Below are 16,285 nucleotides of genomic sequence, written 5' to 3'. Positions count from 1 at the left end.
TCAGCTGGCGTTACTTTGATGGCTATCACGTTTCCTCGATTGGCTCCCGCCTGTCTCGGTGGATTCTTACTGACTTTGCAGCATTTTTCACCATAAAACAGTCGCACTGTCACAATTAACAGGGCGACTGACGGCCAGACTGGAATTATTACAGATATCGAAATAAAGGGTTAACCCACCAGGCGCTCGGCCGGAATGTGAAACAGCGTGGCAAAGTTTTTTGTGGTAGTCGCGGCAAGGGTTTCGATATCAACGCCTTTCAGCACGGCAAGGTAATCTGCGACGTCGCGCGTATAGGCTGGCTGATTCTCTTTACCACGATAGGGAACGGGTGCCAGATAGGGCGAATCAGTTTCAACCAGCATACGGTCAAGCGGCACGTAGCGGGCGGCTTCACGCAACTGCTCCGCATTGCGGAAAGTGACAATCCCAGAGAAAGAGATATAGAAACCCATATCCAGCAGCTTTGCCGCTGTCGCCTGATCTTCAGTAAAGCAGTGCAGCACGCCGCCACAACGCTTAACCTGCTCCTCACGCAGGATCGCCAGCGTATCCTCGCGTGCGTCACGCGTGTGTACGATGATCGGCTTATTGAGCGCAATGCCAGTACGAATATGCTCGCGGAACGACGCCTGCTGCTGCGCTTTGGTTTCCTGCTGATAGTAGTAATCCAGGCCTGTCTCACCCAGCGCAACCACGCGAGGATCGGCCGCCAGACGACGAAACTCTTCAACGTCATAGGGCTCTTCCTGATTCAGGGGGTGCACGCCTACTGAGAGCGCGATATTTTCGCGTTCGCCTACCAGCGCTTTCAGCGTATGAAAGCCCGGCAGCGTAGTGGCAATCGCCAGCATAAACTTCACGTCGCGCGCAGCGGCTTTAGCGATAACATCATCCAGATCGCGATGGGTCTTTTCATAATCCAGGCCATCAAGATGGCAGTGGGAATCCACAATAAACATAGTTCGTCTCTTTTGACGTTAAGCGACAACGCCAGGCTTGCGTTTATCAGCCCAGCTCAGAAGTCGGTCGGTTAACAGAAGTTCGCGGTTAACAGCCGCCACATGCAGCAGCTGCTCACGGCACTGCATCCACTCGCGCGCACTTTCGTCCAGCGCACGGGCCGAAAAAGTCTCTGACAACAGCGCGACCACATCCTGCCGGTCAGGATTGCTCAGCCAGCGCGTTGCGCCCTGCTGCCATTTTAATGCGTCTACCAGCAACGCCAGCAGCCAGCTGATGCGCGCGGCCACATCCTCACTGTTGAGCATTGGCAACAGCTGCAGGATATCCTGCCTGAGTGCAGCAGGCAGGGCATGACACAGGCTGTCACGCGCCTGCCAGCGCGCAGGCTCCAGCAGCTGCAGCGCGGCAGCGGGCGCACCTGCGCTAAGCCGCAGCGCGGCCTGAAGCGCCGCTTCATTCTGCGATATCTGCCTGCTCAGCCATTGCAGGCTCTGCGCCTCATCCGGCGGGGCGAGCGCCAGCACCATGCAGCGGCTGCGCAGCGTGGCTAACAGACGCGAAGGCTCGCGGCTGCTGAGAAAGAACCAGCTGTTAGCAGGCGGCTCCTCAAGGGTTTTCAACAGCGCATTGGCTGCCGACTCGCTCAGCTGGGCTGCATCGGGCAGCCAGACGACTTTTGCCCCGCCCTGCTGGGCAAAGTGATAAAGCTTTTCTGTTACCTGGCGCACCGCATCAATACCCAGGGTCGTTTTGCCCTTCTCCGCTTCCAGCCGATACCAGTCGGGGTGGGTTTGCGCCTGCATCAGCTGGCAGCCATGGCAGACGCCGCAGCTTTTAAGTCCGTCGGGCTGCTGACACATCAGCCAGCGGCTGACACCCCACACCAGCGCCTCGTCGCCCATACCGTCAATAGCCTGAATCAGCAGGGCGTGATGAGCACGCCCCGCCTGATGCTGACCAATAATGTGGCGATAGGGCTGATTCAGCCACGGATACCAGTTCATGCCTGCGCTTCCAGCCAACGTACCAGCGTGGATTTAATCGCCTGCGTCACGCTGTCGAGCGGCTGCGTGGCATCCACGGTCAGAATGCTGCTGTCCTCCGCCGCCAGCGCCAGATAGCGTTCGCGCGTGCGCTCAAAGAAGCGCAGTGACTCCTGCTCAATCCGGTCCAGCTCGCCGCGCGCGCGCGCGCGCTGGAGGCCAATTTCTGGCGTGACGTCGAGATAGAGCGTGAGATCGGGACGGAAATCCCCCAGGACCGCGTCGCGCAAGGTGCACATCAGCGTGCTGTCCAGCCCACGTCCGCCGCCCTGATAGGCCTGAGAAGAGAGGTCATGACGATCGCCAATCACCCAGGCACCGCGCGCCAGCGCGGGCCTGATGACCGTATCGACCAGTTGAACACGCGCTGCATAGAGCATCAGCAGCTCGGCTTTGTCAGTGACCTGCTCGCCTTCGATGCCCTGCTTTACCAGCACGCGCAGCTGCTCGGCCAGCGGCGTACCGCCAGGCTCGCGGGTGAAGACGATATCGTCAATCCCTTTGGCCTGCAGCGTGGCAACGATGGCTTCGCGCGCGGTGGTTTTTCCGGCACCCTCCAGACCTTCAATGACGATAAATTTACTTTTCATCTTTTTCCTTCAACGCCTGACGGTAAACCTGCACGGCACGGTTATGACTGGCAAGATTTGTGGTGAAAGTATGACCGCCCTTTCCGTCGGCAACAAAATAGAGATAATCCGTTTTTTCTGGCTGCGCGGCGGCTTCCAGTGAGGCTTTGCTCGGCACGGCAATGGGGCCAGGCGGTAAACCGCTAATGGTATAGGTGTTGTAATCGCTCGGCGTCTCAAGGTCTTTGCGCGTCAGCGTACCCGTATATTTTTCACCCATGCCGTAAATAACGGTGGGATCGGTCTGCAGTTTCATACCGGTGCGGAGGCGATTGATAAATACTGACGCTACGCGTGCGCGCTCGGTGCTGACGGCCGTCTCTTTTTCAATAATCGACGCCATAGTGACCATCTCCTGCGGATTTTTGTAAGGCAGATTGGCCATACGCGCCTGCCAGAGCTTATCTACCAGGGCCGTCATACGGCTGTGAGCCCGCTGCAGCAGAGCGATATCGCTGGTATTGGCAGTATAAAGGTAGGTATCCGGATAGAAATAGCCCTCCAGCATCCGCGGCTCCGTCTTCAGTGCGGCAGCCAGCGTCGCGAAGTCATCGTCGTGCAGGGTATGCCTGATATAGGGAGCAGCACGCAGCTCGGCCAGCCATTCGCTCAGGCGCTGACCTTCAACCAGCCGCAGGGGAAACTGCGCCTCTTTGCCGCTGGCAAGCAACGCCAGCAACCCGCGCACCGTCATGCCCTTCTCCAGCCGATAAGTCCCCGCTTTAAAGCGGGCCAGATCAGGCTCCAGCTTGAGCAGCGGACCAAACCAGATGCTGCGTGGGATCAGGTGCTGGCTCTCAAGCTGCGCTTCCAGTACCACGCGACCCGTCCCGGCAGGCAGGGTATAGATCGTTTCTCTGTCGATAGTCAACGGGGTCGCGGCGAAGCGCTGGATCTGCCAGTAACTAAAGGCAGCCGCCAGCAGAACGATCGCCGTGGCGACGGCGAGGATTTTTTTGATTCGACTCATTTTGCTTCCATTAAATAACAACTGTCCTGTAACCGGTGGTAAAGCGTACGCTCACTGAACAGTCGTTCATCCAGCTGTCGTACCGGCAACACGGGCATCAGCGCATTGCATATCACTACTTCGTCAGCAGCCAGTAACTGCGCCAGTTCACAGCGTACAACATGACAAATCTGGCCTGCGGCAGCCATCTTCGCCATCAGATAGCGCCGCATTATGCCGTCTACCCCAGCCAGCGTCAGGTCAGGGGTAAAGACCCGCTCGCCCTGCCGCCAGAATAAATTGGCCGCACAGCATTCCACCACGTAGCCCGCAGTGTCAAGCACCAGCGCCTCATCGGCATCACTCTGCTCGAGATGCGCACGGATAAGCACCTGCTCCAGACGGTTCAGGTGTTTTATGCCGGCCAGCAGTGGGTTTTGTGCCAGCGCAACCGGGCTGGTTTGCAGTTTCGCCCCCTGCTGTTGCAGCGCCTGATAGTGCTGCGGCCAGGGTGAGAGCGAGACGATACGCGTCGCACAGGCAATCCCGTTGCGGCTATAACCGCGTCCGCCTGAGCCCGCACTGAGGATCACTTTTAATACGGCCTGGCTTTGCGATCGGGCGGCTGAACGCATTTCGTTCTCCAGCTGCGCCCAGTCTACCTCTGGCATCATCAGTCGCTCGCAGCCCTGACGCAGCCGATGCAAATGTGCCTCCAGCAGCTGAATAACGCCATTGTGTACCGCCGCCGTCGTGAAACATCCATCGCCGAACTGCGTGGCGCGATCGCTGGCTGACAGCAAAGATTCCTCAGTTCCGTTTATCCACATCTCTTTCTCTCGTGGCGAAAAGGGTTATGTTAGCGCGTTATGTCGGATGGATCCGTTTCGGCATGCTTCAGACAGAAAAAAGGCCCGCAGAAGCGAGCCTTTTGGCAGAACGTGAATCATCAGACCTTACGGAAAATCAGCGAGCCGTTGGTGCCGCCGAAGCCGAAGGAGTTACACAGCGTGTACTCCAGGTTGCTGACCTGACGCGCCGTGTGCGGCACGAAGTCGAGATCGCAGCCTTCGTCTGGATTATCCAGGTTAATGGTAGGTGGTACGGCCTGATCGCGCAGCGCCAGAATCGAGTAGATCGACTCCACCGCGCCTGCCGCACCCAGCAGGTGGCCGGTCATAGACTTGGTAGAGCTGACCATGACGGTTTTTGCTGCTGCGCCAAAGATCGATTTCACCGCCTGCGCCTCTGCCTTGTCACCGGCAGGTGTTGAGGTACCGTGCGCGTTGACATAACCAATCTGCTCCGGTGACAGCTGAGCGTCACGCAGCGCATTTTCCATCGCCTGTGCCGCGCCTGCGCCATTCTCCGGCGGTGAGGTCATATGGTAGGCATCGCTGCTCATACCAAAGCCAACGATCTCCGCATAGATTTTCGCGCCGCGTTTTTTAGCATGTTCATACTCTTCCAGCACGATAATGCCTGCACCGTCACCCAGCACAAAGCCATCACGATCTTTATCCCACGGACGGCTTGCCGCCTGCGGGTTATCGTTACGCGTAGAGAGTGCTCGCGCTGCGCCAAAGCCGCCGACACCCAGTGGAGTACTGGCTTTTTCCGCGCCGCCTGCCAGCATCACGTCAGCATCGTTATAGGCGATAATGCGCGCCGCATGGCCGATGTTGTGCACGCCGGAGGTACAAGCCGTAGCAATAGAAATGCTTGGACCTTTCAGACCGTACATAATCGTCAGATGACCTGCGATCATGTTCACAATCGTCGAAGGAACAAAGAACGGACTGATCTTACGTGGGCCGCCGTTGACCAGAGAGGTGTGGTTCTCTTCGATCAGGCCCAGTCCGCCGATGCCGGAACCGATGGCCGCACCGATGCGCGTAGCGTTTTCCTCGGTGATTACCAGCCCCGCATCCTGCATCGCCTGCACGCCAGCAACAATGCCGTATTGAATGAAGTCATCCATTTTGCGCTGATCTTTGCGCGAAATGATTTCATCACAATTAAAATCTCTTACGATGCCAGCAAAACGGGTTGCATAGGCACTCGTATCAAAATGGTCGATCAGGTTAATGCCGCTCTGACCGGCAAGGAGAGCACTCCAGGTAGACTCTACGGTTTTGCCGACAGGAGACAACATGCCAAGACCGGTCACAACTACACGACGCTTAGACACGTTCGTCCTCCAGGGAGGGGAAATAAAAACTCTGTGGGACAAGCATAAAACTCAGGCGGTCGAGCGACCGCCTGAAGATATTCATTAGCCTTGGTGGCTATTGATGTAATCGATCGCTGCCTGAACGGTAGTGATTTTCTCAGCTTCTTCGTCTGGAATTTCAGTATCAAACTCTTCTTCCAGAGCCATTACCAGCTCAACGGTGTCAAGAGAATCAGCACCCAGGTCTTCAACGAAAGATGCAGAGTTAGTTACTTCGTCCTCTTTCACACCCAGCTGCTCAGCAATGATTTTCTTAACGCGTTGTTCGATATCGCTCATACTATTTAATTTCCTATCAAAACTCGCTTTCGCGATGGTTTTCGTAGTGTATAAAATGTTGAAAAAGATGCAACAAAATCCCGGCTGGTCGAACCACGATTTTACGCTATTTTGCGGTTTTTACCGCAAATAATGCAAATGTTTTCGTGAATATCAGACCATGTACATGCCGCCATTGACGTGCAGCGTCTCACCCGTGATGTAGGCTGCTTCGTCAGAGGCTAAGAATGCAACAGCATTGGCAATTTCCTGCGCGTCGCCTAAACGACCTGCCGGAACCTGCGTCAAAATGCCGGAACGTTGATCTTCGCTCAGTGCACGCGTCATGTCCGTCTCGATAAAGCCCGGTGCCACGACGTTTACGGTAATGCCACGTGACGCAACTTCGCGCGCCAGTGATTTGCTAAAGCCAATCAAACCCGCTTTGGCTGCTGCGTAGTTTGCCTGACCCGCATTGCCCATGGTGCCAACAACGGAACCGATGGTAATGATACGGCCCACGCGCTTTTTCATCATAGCGCGCATCACCGCCTTGGAAAGGCGGAAAACAGACGTCAGGTTGGTATCCAGGATATCCGCCCATTCGTCGTCCTTCATGCGCATCAGCAGATTGTCACGCGTAATGCCTGCATTATTGACCAAAATGTCAACTTCGCCAAATTCTGCACGCACCTGCGACAGTACGCTGTCAATTGAGGCAGAATCAGTCACGTTCAACAGCAGGCCTTTGCCGTTGTCGCCGAGGTAAGCGCTAATGGCGTCTGCGCCGCTTTCGCTGGTCGCCGTGCCGATAACTTTGGCACCGCGTGCTACCAGCGTTTCTGCAATCGCGCGACCAATACCGCGGCTCGCGCCTGTAACCAGCGCAACTTTACCTTCAAAGCTCATGATATTCCTCTTATTCCTGTTCAAGGGCCGCAGAAAGCGACGCCGGATCGTTAACCGCCGTCGCCGTCAGGCTGTCCACAATGCGTTTGGTCAGACCAGTCAGCACCTTGCCCGGCCCCATTTCCAGCAGCTGGGTAATGCCCTGCGACGCCATAAATTCTACGCTTTCGGTCCAGCGAACCGGGCTGTAGAGCTGACGTACCAGCGCGTGACGGATAGCCGCTGCGTCGCTTTCGCATTTTACGTCAACGTTATTCACCACCGAAACCGACGGCGCATTAAATGTCATTTTTTCCAGCGCCACTGCCAGCTTGTCTGCGGCGGGCTTCATCAGGGCACAGTGTGACGGCACGCTAACCGGCAGCGGCAGCGCACGCTTGGCGCCTGCGGCTTTACAGGCTGCGCCTGCACGCTCAACCGCCTCTTTGTTTCCGGCAATGACCACCTGGCCTGGTGAGTTAAAGTTGACCGGCGATACCACCTGCCCCTGCGCGCTCTCTTCACAGGCTTTGCGAATGGCTGCATCGTCAAGGCCAATAATCGCCTGCATAGCACCGGTACCTTCCGGCACGGCTTCCTGCATCAGCTTGCCACGCAGCTCAACCAGTTTGATAGCATCAGCAAAATCAATGACGCCCGCGCAAACCAGCGCAGAATATTCGCCAAGGCTGTGGCCAGCCATCATTGCAGGCTGTTTGCCACCCTGCTGTTGCCAGACACGGTAAATGGCGACGGACGCGGCGAGCAGCGCAGGCTGCGTCTGCCAGGTTTTATTCAGCTCTTCAGCCGGCCCAGCGCTGACCAGCTGCCACAGATCGTACCCCAGCGCATCAGAAGCTTCGCGGAAGGTCGCTTCCACCTGCGGAAAGGTGGCTGCCAGCTCGGCCAGCATACCCACGGTTTGTGAGCCCTGACCGGGAAAAACAAATGCAAATTGCGTCATCTTCAGTTCCTGTGAATCAAAAGCGAACCAGTGCGGAACCCCAGGTGAAACCACCACCAAAGGCTTCCAGCAGAATCAGTTGTCCGGGTTTGATACGGCCGTCACGCACGGCTTCATCGAGCGCGGCAGGAACCGACGCAGCGGAAGTATTACCGTGACGATCCAGCGTGACCACGACTTTATCCATGCCCATACCCAGCTTTTTCGCTGTTGCGCTAATAATGCGCAGGTTAGCCTGGTGCGGCACCAGCCAGTCGAGCATTTCACGATCAAGATTATTGGCCTGGAGAGTTTCATCAACAATATGTGCCAGCTCGGTAACGGCAACCTTGAACACTTCGTTGCCCGCCATGGTGAGATAGGCAGGCTGCTCCTGGTTTGCGCGATCCTGGTAAGGCAGCGTCAACAGCTGACCATAGCGACCATCGGCGTGCAGGTGAGTAGAGATAATCCCCTGCTCTTCGCTTGCGCCTAATACCACTGCGCCCGCACCGTCACCAAACAGGATAATGGTGCCGCGATCGTCAGGATCCAGTGTCCGTGCCAGCACGTCAGAGCCGATGACCAGCGCGTGCTTCACCGCGCCATTTTTGATGTATTGATCGGCAACGCTCAGGCCGTAGGTAAAGCCCGCGCAGGCGGCTGCAAGGTCAAAGGCAGCACAGTCGTTAATGCCCAGCATCTGCTGGATCATACAGGCCGAACTCGGGAAGGCATGACTGGATGAGGTAGTAGCAACGATAATCAGCCCGATTTCGCTGGCATCAACGCCCGCCATCTCCAGCGCGCGCTGTGCGGCGGTGCAACCCATGCTGGCAACGGTTTCATCTGGCGCAGCAATACGGCGCTCGCGGATGCCGGTGCGGGTAACGATCCACTCGTCGGACGTCTCCACCATTTTTTCCAGATCCGCATTTGTGCGTACCTGGTCAGGCAAATAGCTGCCTGTACCGATAATTTTGGTAAACATCTAGGCTTTGTCACTCCTGGCTAATACAGCATCAAGGCGCGCGGCAATTCGTTCAGGAACCTGCCGTCGCACCGCCTGCTCCGCCTGTTCTATGGCCACAGCAAACGCGCGTTGATTCGCCGCGCCGTGGCTTTTGATCACTGTTCCGCGCAATCCTAACAGACAAGCGCCATTATACTGGTCGGGGTTGAGATGACCAAAGCGCTGCGCCAGACGCTTCTGAATCCAGCGCCCCAGCAGCTTCAGCCACCACGACCGTTTTTTTCCTTCCCCTGAGGACTTCAGTAGAGAAAGAAACATTCTTACCACGCCTTCCATGGTTTTCAGCGTGACGTTGCCGACGAATCCGTCACACACCAGCACATCGGTTTTACCGGTAAGCAGGTCGTTGCCCTCCAGATAACCAATATAGTTAATCTGCGTCGAGGCTTTTAGCACGCTGGCCGCAGTGCGTATGCTCTCCAGCCCTTTGGTCTCTTCCTGACCAATATTCAGCAGGGCAACGCGTGGATGAGCAATCTCCAGCACCTCTTCTGCCATAACCGCGCCCATAACGGCAAACTGCACCAGCATATCGCTGTCAGAGTCCACGTTGGCGCCTAAGTCCAGCACCACCGTTTTACCGCGCTGCTGATGCGGCAGTACGGTCATTAACGCCGGGCGCTTAATGCCGTCCAGCGGTTTTATCATAAGTTTCGCCAGCCCCATCAGCGCACCGGTGTTACCCGCACTGATACAGGCCTGCGCCCGCCCCTCTTTCACCAGCTCCAGCGCGACACGCATTGAACTGCCGCGGCTGGTGCGGATCGCCTGAGAGGGCCGCGCATCACTTGCAATAACCGATTCCGCAGGAATAACCTGCAAACGCCCCAGTAAGGAGGAATCCGCTTTGGCAAGCAATGGAGTGATGTCGTCGGGAATGCCGACCAGAAGAAGACTGAGATGCGAATGAGAGGCCAGTGCCTGCAATGCTGCAGGCACTGTCACGCAGGGACCGAAATCCCCGCCCATGGCATCAACTGCCAGGGTCAAACGTGTCAAAGTATCACCTTGCTAAGCGCAAGTCTTACTTGGTGATAACCTTGCGACCGCGGTAGTAACCATCCGCAGTGATGTGGTGACGCAGATGCGTTTCGCCAGAAACTTTATCTACAGACAGAGTTGCAGTGGTCAGCGCATCATGTGAACGACGCATACCACGCTTAGAACGGGTGGGTTTATTCTGTTGTACGGCCATGGACCTTACTCCTATTACTTACGCTTTAAACTGGCTAATACGGCAAATGGGTTTGGTTTTTCTGCCTCAGAAGGCAATTTGCCAAAGACCATGTCCGCCTCGGACACTTCACAGTGTTCAGAATCATGCACCGGAACGACCGGCAGCGCGAGGATGATTTCATCCTCGATCACCGCCAGCAGATCGATTTCGCCAAAATCATCGACATCGATCGGCTCGTAGGCTTCCGGCAGTGCCTCGGCCTGCTCATCGCTTGAGACAGGACTGAAGCAATAGCTTACGTGGACAGCGTGAGGAAACGTCTGGTTGCAGCGCTGACAGCGTAGTGTAACCTGCACGTCCGCTGTACCTTGCAGTACGGCGAGGCGCTGGCTGTCAATCGCAAACGACATGGAACATTCCACGTCACTGTCCACACTGACAACTGATTCGGCCACACGCTCCACCTGTTCAGGGGTGTAAACGCCCTGATAATCGAGGCGTTTCTGAGCGGTACGAACCGGATCCAGCGTCAGGGGTAATTTTACCTTTTGCATAGGGCGCGCATATTAACTTTGTAACGTCATAGAGTCAAAGAAAAAGGCCGTGTAACAGCATCTTTCACCAGTTATTCGCATCCAGTGCGGCGCACAGTTTAAAATGAGTGTCACCAATTCGCCATTACTATTATGAAAAAATGACGCACTCTATTCTTTTAGCCTCCACCTCCCCCTTTCGCCAGGCGTTACTAGCCAAGCTTGGGCTGCCTTTTATCACCGCCGCGCCTGAGGTCGACGAAACGCCGCGGGCAAATGAAGATGCTGAAACGCTGGTGACGCGCCTTGCCGTGGCTAAAGCGCAGGCGCTGGGCAACCCCTATCCAGATCACTGGATTATCGGATCGGATCAGGTCTGCGTGCTTAACGGCGTCATTACCGGCAAGCCGCATACGCCAGCGCGCGCGTTTGCGCAGCTGCGACAGGCGAGCGGCAACGCCATTACCTTTTATACCGGCCTGGCGCTTTACCAGCCTCGCACCCGACGGTTGATAAGCTGCTGTGAACCCTTTGTGGTGCACTTCCGCGATCTCAGCGATAAAGAGATCCAGACCTATATAGAGAAAGAGCAGCCCCTGCAGTGTGCCGGAAGCTTTAAAAGTGAGGGGCTGGGGATCTGTTTGTTTGAACGGCTGGAGGGACGCGATCCCAACACGCTGATCGGCCTGCCGCTGATTGCACTCAACGGTATGCTGCGATCGGTCGGCATCAATCCGCTCGGATGATGCCGACTGCGCGTCAGCTTTTTTGCTGACGTAGTGCGGTGAGACAGCGCTTCAGCTCTTCATCCAGCGGGGCTTCCAGCCGCAGGGTTTCGCCGCTGTCAGGATGGGTAAAGGTCAGCGCTGCGGCGTGCAGAAACAGCCGCCGCAGCCCGGTACTGGCGAGCTGGCTGTCGAACTCACGCTCGCCGTAGCGATCATCAAAAGCGATAGGATGCCCTGCATGGAGCGTATGAACGCGGATCTGATGGGTACGGCCAGTGACCGGGCTCGCCTTCACCAGCGTGGCGAAGGCGAAACGCTCTTCTACCTTGAAACGTGTCTCTGATGGCTTGCCTTCGCTGCTGACACGCACCACACGCTCTCCGCTCTGCAAAATATTTTTCAGCAGTGGCGCCTGCACGACTTTCAGGTGCGACGGCCAACTGCCGCGCACCAGCGCCAGATAATCTTTCTGCATCCCCTTCTCGCGCAGCTGCTCATGCAGCGACCGTAGCGCCGAGCGTTTTTTCGCCACCAGCAACACGCCAGAGGTATCGCGATCGAGCCGATGAACCAGCTCAAGAAAACGCGCCTCAGGACGCAGCGCCCGCAGTCCTTCAATCACGCCAAAGCTCAGCCCGCTTCCGCCGTGCACCGCTGTACCTGAAGGTTTGTTCAGCACCAGAATATGATCGTCTTCGTAGATAATCGCGTCTGACAGCGCCGCCACCTTCCCCAGCTTAGGTGAAACGGCCTGATCTTCACGCTCTGCAACGCGCACGGGTGGAATACGCACCTCGTCGCCCGCTTCGAGTTTATATTCAGGCTTGATGCGCTTTTTATTCACCCGCACCTCGCCTTTGCGCAGGATGCGATAAATCATGCTTTTCGGCACGCCCTTAAGCTGGGTGCGCAAAAAATTATCGATGCGTTGTCCGGCATTTTCAGCCGTAATGGCGACAAGCTGTACGCCAGGATTCTCAGTTTTCATGGCGGCGATTCTAAATAGTGTCCTTTGATAGCGCCACCCCTTTTTCTGTGCTTAACTCTGCTCGTGTCGGACGGTAAAGCGTAGCGGATGCTGGCTTTTTCAGCAGCCTGCTCATTCGTCCGACATATTAAAGTGTTGTGCATCACTAATCTTCATCGGGCGATAAAAGTCGCCTTGCTATCTGAAGGTTAGCAATGGAATAATGCTAATGTTTCTCGCCTGTTGCATTTCAGGCGAGAAAAGAGCGAATTAGTCATTTTGCCGGATGAAACGGACACGCAGCAATGGCGTAAGACGTGATGTTAATTCAGGCACTTAGCGGGCTGCGGGTTGCAGCCTGGACGGAACATGGGATGCACGGGTTTTAACTTTCTCTCAGGCATTTCAGCATAACGGCGCTGCTTTTCCTTATGAAAAACAGGCCACCGACGTTATTTGCGCCCCTCGCGCAGTCGACAACCGGGAGGTTGACGTTAAGCACTTAGTCACGGGGCCATCGGTCAACACTCGTCCAGGGTAACTATGCCCGCAGCTTTATCACTCATGTGAGAATAACGAGTCAGAAACGATGAAAAGAATGTTAATTAATGCAACTCAGCAGGAGGAGTTGCGCGTTGCCCTTGTTGATGGACAACGTCTGTACGATCTGGATATCGAAAGCCCCGGACACGAACAGAAAAAAGCCAATATCTACAAAGGTAAGATCACCCGCATTGAACCCAGCCTTGAGGCTGCGTTTGTCGATTACGGCGCTGAACGCCACGGTTTTCTCCCTCTCAAAGAAATCTCCCGCGAATACTTTCCCGCCAGCTACAACGCACAAGGCCGCCCCAATATTAAAGACGTCTTGCGTGAAGGTCAGGAAGTTATTGTTCAGATCGATAAAGAAGAGCGCGGCAATAAAGGCGCAGCGCTGACCACCTTTATCTCTCTGGCGGGCAGCTATCTGGTACTGATGCCAAATAACCCGCGTGCGGGTGGTATCTCACGCCGCATTGAGGGCGACGATCGCACCGAGCTGAAAGAGGCGCTCTCTGCGCTGGAACTGCCTGAAGGCATGGGCCTGATTGTTCGCACCGCGGGCGTCGGCAAATCGGCCGAGGCACTGCAGTGGGACTTAAGCTTCCGCCTGAAGCACTGGGAAGCCATTAAAAAAGCAGCGGAAAACCGCCCGGCCCCCTTCCTGATCCATCAGGAAAGTAACGTCATCGTGCGCGCCTTCCGTGACTATCTGCGTCAGGATATCGGTGAAATCCTTATCGATAACCCGAAAGTGCTGGAGCTGGCACGTCAGCATATCGCCGCGCTCGGACGTCCTGATTTCAGCAGCAAGATCAAGCTTTACACCGGTGAAATTCCGCTGTTCAGCCACTACCAGATCGAGTCTCAGATTGAATCCGCCTTCCAGCGCGAAGTGCGTCTGCCCTCTGGCGGCTCTATCGTTATCGACAGCACTGAGGCGCTGACCGCTATCGATATCAACTCAGCCCGTGCTACCCGCGGCGGTGATATCGAAGAGACGGCATTTAACACCAACCTCGAAGCGGCTGACGAAATTGCACGCCAGCTGCGTCTGCGCGATCTGGGCGGCCTGATTGTTATCGACTTTATCGATATGACTCCGGTACGTCACCAGCGCGCAGTGGAAAACCGCCTGCGTGAAGCGGTGCGTCAGGATCGCGCGCGCATTCAGATCAGCCATATTTCGCGTTTCGGCCTGCTGGAGATGTCACGTCAGCGCCTCAGCCCGTCGCTGGGTGAGTCAAGCCATCACGTTTGCCCGCGCTGTAGCGGAACCGGCACCATCCGCGACAATGAATCGCTGTCGCTGTCGATTCTGCGTCTGATTGAAGAAGAGGCGCTGAAAGATAACACCAAAGAGGTGCACGCTATTGTGCCGGTGCAGGTTGCCTCTTACCTGCTGAACGAAAAACGTGAAGCCGTCAATGCCATTGAGAAGCGCCAGGGCGGCGTCCGCGCGATTATCGTGCCGGACGATCGTATGGAAACGCCGCACTACTCTGTGCTGCGCGTGCGCAAAGGCGAAGAGACGCAGACCCTCAGCTACCATCTGCCGAAGCTGCATGAAGCTGAAATGTCGATGCCGTCGGAAGAGGAACATGCCGAACGTCGTCGTCCGGAACAGCCTGCACTGGCTGCCTTTGTGATGCCTGACGCCCCGCCTGCGCCTGCTGAAACGCCGGCAGAGCAGCCGAAAGCGGCAGCGAAGCCTGCTGCGAAGGCCGCTGCTGCCACGGCGCCTGCGGAAACCGGTGGTTTCTTCAGCCGCTTGTTGAAAAAGCTGTTTGGCAGCCACGACGCGACACCGGCTGCGCCTGTTGAAGAAGCCGCAGCGCCGCAGAAAGCAGCCAGCGTCGAGAGCGACAGCAGCACCAAAGAGCGCGGCGATCGTCGTAACAACCGCCGTAACAACAACCGCCGCGAGCGTACGCCGCGTAACGGTGAAAACGGTGCGTCGCGTGAGCCCCGCGAGAGCCGCGAACCGCGTGAGAGTCGTGAACCGCGCGAAAGCCGCGAGCCGCGCGACAACGCTGAACAGCGCCGTAACAAGCGTCAGGCGTCACAGAACGAGGTGCGTGAAGAGCGCCCGCTTCTGACCGATGAAGCGCGTCAGCAGCGTGAAGAGCAGCAGCAGCAGCGTCGTGAACAGCGCGCTGAGCGTCAGCGTCGTCGTCAGGAAGAGAAACGCGCACAGCAGGAAGCGAGCAAGGCTGTCGATCAGGCCGTCGCTGAGGTTGCCGACGCTGTGGAGGCACAGGAAGAAGAGCGCGTTCAGGTCATGCCGCGCCGCAAGCCGCGCCAGCTGAGTCAGAAAGTGCGCGTTGGTGGTGAAAGCGAACCGAAACAGGTTGCCGAAGCCGTTGAGCCGACGCCCGAGACTGCCTATGCCGCGCCGCGGAACGAAGAGCCTGTGCTGAGCGATCAGGAAGAGGTGGAAAACCGCGATAATGGCAATATGCCGCGTCGTTCGCGCCGTTCACCGCGTCACCTGCGCGTCAGCGGCCAGCGCCGCCGTCGCTATCGTGACGAGCGTTATCCGACTGAATCAGCGATGCCGCTGGCTGCCGCAGCCGCTTCTCCGGAGATGGCTTCAGGCAAAGTCTGGGTGCGCTATCCGGTTGCTCAGCCAGCTGAAACGCCGGAAACGCAGACCCCCGCAGCGCTCGACGCGCCGGACTACAGCCAGCAGGAAACCGCTGCCGCTGTTGCCCTGCCGGTTGCCGCCGCCGAAGCAGCACCGCAGACCGCTGACGACGTGCATGTAGCTGAACCGCAGGCTGAAACGCCCGTGACGCTGGTTAATACCGATAATACCGCGCCGATTGAGGCACCGGTTGACCATGAACCAGCCGTTATACCCGCCGCTGACGAAGCGAAAGCAGACGCTGTTGCCGAGCAGGCCGTTCCCGCTGCACCGGTCGCAGAGAAAGAGACGCCAGCCGTCGCAACCGACATAGCGGCCGACGCCGCGCACGACGTGACGCCAGAAGCCGAAGCGCAGGTTGAAGAGGTACTGAACGCGCCCGTGGCTGCGGAAAGCCACCCGGAGCCGGTGACGGAACCGCATGCGCCCGTCCCCGCGCGCGATACAGCACCGCAGCAGGAAGCCGTGACCCGCTTCAGGCATCACGCCTCTGCGCCGATGACAAAAGCGCCTGCGCCCGCCTGGCAGCCGGAGCCGACCCGTCACAGCGACTGGGTGCGCTCACCTTTTGCCTTTGAAGGTAAAGGTTCTGCGGGCGGTCACAGCGCCTCGCACCAGGCCACCGCGCCAGCGACCCGTCCTGAAAGTGCTTAACTCGCTTAAGTGATACAACAAACCCCGGCCAGCCGGGGTTTTTTTATGCCCTGAACATCGCACAGGCAAAAAAAATCCCACGATGCCGGTCAGGGTC

At 57.0% G+C, this 16,285-nt stretch carries 16 protein-coding genes; 2 read left to right on the top strand and 14 right to left on the bottom strand.

Features of this window, described 5'->3' with window-relative positions; translation table 11 throughout:
• Window positions 1-170: 170 nt before the first annotated feature.
• From HP564_RS01545 to yceD, 13 genes are all read right to left on the bottom strand, one after another.
• The gene (locus tag HP564_RS01545) at window positions 171-962 is read right to left on the bottom strand and encodes a metal-dependent hydrolase (protein ID WP_371239528.1); all 792 of its coding nucleotides are present in this window, start codon (window positions 960-962) and stop codon (window positions 171-173) included.
• Between the two features lie 18 nt (window positions 963-980).
• Entirely contained in the window at window positions 981-1,970 is a 990-nt protein-coding gene (gene holB / locus HP564_RS01540; RefSeq protein ID WP_371239526.1) for a DNA polymerase III subunit delta', read from the bottom strand.
• Window positions 1,967-2,599: a dTMP kinase gene (gene tmk, locus HP564_RS01535; protein WP_371239524.1), complete on the bottom strand. Its 633-nt coding sequence runs from the start codon at window positions 2,597-2,599 to the stop codon at window positions 1,967-1,969. The genes holB and tmk overlap by 4 nt, the downstream gene beginning before the upstream one ends.
• A complete protein-coding gene (gene mltG, locus HP564_RS01530) occupies window positions 2,589-3,608 on the bottom strand; it encodes an endolytic transglycosylase MltG (protein ID WP_371239522.1) in 1,020 nt (339 codons plus the stop codon). Before mltG ends, tmk begins: the two co-directional genes overlap by 11 nt.
• Window positions 3,605-4,417: an aminodeoxychorismate lyase gene (gene pabC / locus HP564_RS01525; RefSeq protein ID WP_371239521.1), complete on the bottom strand. Its 813-nt coding sequence runs from the start codon at window positions 4,415-4,417 to the stop codon at window positions 3,605-3,607. Before pabC ends, mltG begins: the two co-directional genes overlap by 4 nt.
• Window positions 4,418-4,536: 119 nt before the next feature.
• On the bottom strand, window positions 4,537-5,778 hold the full coding sequence (gene fabF, locus HP564_RS01520) for a beta-ketoacyl-ACP synthase II (protein ID WP_371239519.1): 1,242 nt from the start codon (window positions 5,776-5,778) through the stop codon (window positions 4,537-4,539).
• Between the two features lie 84 nt (window positions 5,779-5,862).
• Window positions 5,863-6,099: an acyl carrier protein gene (acpP, locus tag HP564_RS01515; RefSeq protein WP_025901771.1), complete on the bottom strand. Its 237-nt coding sequence runs from the start codon at window positions 6,097-6,099 to the stop codon at window positions 5,863-5,865.
• 153 nt (window positions 6,100-6,252) lie between these two features.
• On the bottom strand, window positions 6,253-6,987 hold the full coding sequence (gene fabG, locus HP564_RS01510; RefSeq protein WP_371239517.1) for a 3-oxoacyl-ACP reductase FabG: 735 nt from the start codon (window positions 6,985-6,987) through the stop codon (window positions 6,253-6,255).
• Window positions 6,988-6,997: 10 nt separating this feature from the next.
• A complete protein-coding gene (fabD, locus tag HP564_RS01505) occupies window positions 6,998-7,930 on the bottom strand; it encodes an ACP S-malonyltransferase (RefSeq protein ID WP_371239515.1) in 933 nt (310 codons plus the stop codon).
• 16 nt (window positions 7,931-7,946) lie between these two features.
• Window positions 7,947-8,900 carry a beta-ketoacyl-ACP synthase III gene (locus HP564_RS01500; protein WP_371239513.1) on the bottom strand — a complete coding sequence of 318 codons (954 nt, stop codon included), beginning with the start codon at window positions 8,898-8,900 and terminating at the stop codon, window positions 7,947-7,949.
• Window positions 8,901-9,941: a phosphate acyltransferase PlsX gene (gene plsX, locus HP564_RS01495; protein ID WP_371239511.1), complete on the bottom strand. Its 1,041-nt coding sequence runs from the start codon at window positions 9,939-9,941 to the stop codon at window positions 8,901-8,903.
• Window positions 9,942-9,966: 25 nt separating this feature from the next.
• Window positions 9,967-10,137: a 50S ribosomal protein L32 gene (gene rpmF, locus HP564_RS01490; protein ID WP_017348070.1), complete on the bottom strand. Its 171-nt coding sequence runs from the start codon at window positions 10,135-10,137 to the stop codon at window positions 9,967-9,969.
• Window positions 10,138-10,151: 14 nt separating this feature from the next.
• Window positions 10,152-10,673 carry a 23S rRNA accumulation protein YceD gene (yceD, locus tag HP564_RS01485; protein ID WP_371239508.1) on the bottom strand — a complete coding sequence of 174 codons (522 nt, stop codon included), beginning with the start codon at window positions 10,671-10,673 and terminating at the stop codon, window positions 10,152-10,154.
• Window positions 10,674-10,813: 140 nt separating this feature from the next.
• Here yceD and HP564_RS01480 point away from each other — a divergent pair, with 140 nt between their 5' ends.
• On the top strand, window positions 10,814-11,398 hold the full coding sequence (locus tag HP564_RS01480; RefSeq protein ID WP_371239506.1) for a nucleoside triphosphate pyrophosphatase: 585 nt from the start codon (window positions 10,814-10,816) through the stop codon (window positions 11,396-11,398).
• 13 nt (window positions 11,399-11,411) lie between these two features.
• Here the strand turns inward: HP564_RS01480 and rluC are convergent, their stop codons facing one another.
• Window positions 11,412-12,368 (bottom strand): 23S rRNA pseudouridine(955/2504/2580) synthase RluC, encoded by a 957-nt coding sequence (gene rluC / locus HP564_RS01475; RefSeq protein ID WP_371239504.1) that lies wholly within the window; start codon window positions 12,366-12,368, stop codon window positions 11,412-11,414.
• Window positions 12,369-12,936: 568 nt separating this feature from the next.
• Here rluC and rne point away from each other — a divergent pair.
• The gene (gene rne, locus HP564_RS01470; protein ID WP_371239502.1) at window positions 12,937-16,188 is read left to right on the top strand and encodes a ribonuclease E; all 3,252 of its coding nucleotides are present in this window, start codon (window positions 12,937-12,939) and stop codon (window positions 16,186-16,188) included.
• The last annotated feature ends 97 nt before the right edge of the window (window positions 16,189-16,285 follow it).

It is taken from the genome of Pantoea sp. KPR_PJ (genome assembly GCF_041386365.1).
In the GTDB taxonomy this organism is placed as follows: Bacteria; Pseudomonadota; Gammaproteobacteria; order Enterobacterales; family Enterobacteriaceae; genus Pantoea.
This window is presented reverse-complemented; position numbering and strand designations above follow the sequence as displayed.